Raw genomic sequence first — 1,330 nt, forward strand, 5'->3', positions numbered from 1 at the left:
GCGAACGCTGGCTTCCCGTTTGTGGAACGAAGTGAAGGTTAAGAAGCCGCCGATAAAGAAAAAGCAACTCAGCAGAAAACATTGAACGGACTGGATAATTTCTGGAAAGGCAAAATAGAGATCGCTATGAACAAAAATCAGCAACAACAGTGCAAATATCTTCAGCCAATCGAATTCAGCGGTCAAGCGCGTCTGCGACACGACTAAACACCGCCCCTACTCGTGGGGGCGCGCATCTTCACTCGGGGGTCACCTTTTGGCGAGCACACCTGCGCAAGACACTAATAATGCTTGCGGCAGAGAGAAAACAAAAAGCATGTTAAACGCAGCATGCACGGAACAGGGCAGAGGCAGCGGTTTCATTAAGCCGCGCAGGGTTTATCCTTTCACGTTAAACGCTAATCTTTTATGGCTTCTATGAAGCTCATGACGTTCCACAGTTTAACCCGCGTGTACGGCGGCATATTCGGATCCTGCAAAATCTCATCCAAAAGCGATATGGCATTTGAGGCTCTGACGGCAGGCGTGTACTCGCCTGTTTGCAGCGCGTTCATGGCGTCTTTCGCGGCGCGCCGGATATTCCGTGGCGTAGTGCTGTCTTCTGAAACTTCTCCAAGCACAGCCAGCGCTTGCTTGATTCGTTCCTCATATTCCTCAGCTTTTTTCTTCCGCACCATAAACAACCACCTAACCAATAGCGCAGTAACCAAGTTATATAAGCTTTGATACGTATTTACTTTGGGGTTCCCATGCAGGAAAAAACTGGTGACGCATCCATTAAGCGCATGGCTGACTTGCTGCGGCAGGGCACCACGTTGACTGAGTTGGCGTGTCCAGTTTGCGTTTCGCCGCTTTTCAGGCTAAAAGACGGAACCTTGTGGTGCGCGAAATGCGAAAAGAAAGTCGTAATTGTAAAGGAGGGTGAGGAAGCGGAGAAAGCCGCGGGCGCAGCGATGGATAAGCTTGAAGCCACGCTCTTGTCGAAAGTGCAGGAGATGCAGAGCAAGATTCAGCAGACTGAGGATGTGGATGAGTTGCAGAAGCTGAGCGCTGCGCTTTCCGAACTTTTGAGTAACCTTGAAAAGGTTAAGAAGATGAAGAAGAACTGAAGGGGAAAGCGGTGGAAAATGCGCGGGTTTTACGAAAATTTTCCTGCGGGTGTTCACAGAACCGAAAACTTCACGGTAACTCTTTCAACCAAGAAACTCCAGCAAAAGCTAATCCAAGTGCTCAACGAAGTGAATCGCAGAACTTTCAGTTTCGAAGAAGTGGCTAATCCAAGCGTGCCTCAATGCACAATAATTTTTGAGTTAGGCATAGCCGACGCGGA

General features: G+C 49.0%; 5 protein-coding genes. 3 read left to right on the top strand and 2 right to left on the bottom strand.

Going from position 1 to position 1,330, the window contains the following annotated elements:
* On the bottom strand, positions 1-186 hold a 186-nt coding region (locus tag NWE95_10400), incomplete at its 3' end, for a hypothetical protein (GenBank protein ID MCW4004308.1).
* A 70-nt stretch (positions 187-256) separates the two neighbouring features.
* Between NWE95_10400 and NWE95_10405 the strand changes: the two genes are divergently transcribed.
* Positions 257-421 carry a hypothetical protein gene (locus NWE95_10405; GenBank protein MCW4004309.1) on the top strand — a complete coding sequence of 55 codons (165 nt, stop codon included), beginning with the start codon at positions 257-259 and terminating at the stop codon, positions 419-421.
* Here the strand turns inward: NWE95_10405 and NWE95_10410 are convergent.
* Complete coding sequence (locus tag NWE95_10410) at positions 399-677, bottom strand: UPF0147 family protein (protein MCW4004310.1); 279 nt, start codon at positions 675-677, stop codon at positions 399-401. The genes NWE95_10405 and NWE95_10410 overlap by 23 nt on opposite strands.
* A gap of 72 nt (positions 678-749) precedes the next feature.
* On the opposite strand from NWE95_10410, the gene NWE95_10415 reads away from it, so the two are divergent.
* Both NWE95_10415 and NWE95_10420 read left to right on the top strand, forming a co-directional pair.
* Positions 750-1,109, top strand: coding sequence for a hypothetical protein (locus NWE95_10415; protein MCW4004311.1), 360 nt, complete (start codon positions 750-752; stop codon positions 1,107-1,109).
* An 18-nt stretch (positions 1,110-1,127) separates the two neighbouring features.
* Positions 1,128-1,330, top strand: a 203-nt coding sequence (locus NWE95_10420) for a hypothetical protein (protein ID MCW4004312.1), incomplete at its 3' end; no start/stop codon positions are given.

It is taken from the genome of Candidatus Bathyarchaeota archaeon (assembly GCA_026014725.1).
Lineage (GTDB): Archaea > Thermoproteota > Bathyarchaeia > Bathyarchaeales > Bathycorpusculaceae > Bathycorpusculum.

Bases quoted from the DNA above. Each gene is read 5' to 3' on its own strand.
- NWE95_10410 (MCW4004310.1), bottom strand. From the start codon at position 677: ATGGTGCGGAAGAAAAAAGCTGAGGAATATGAGGAACGAATCAAGCAA.
- NWE95_10415 (MCW4004311.1), top strand. From the start codon at position 750: ATGCAGGAAAAAACTGGTGACGCATCCATTAAGCGCATGGCTGACTTG.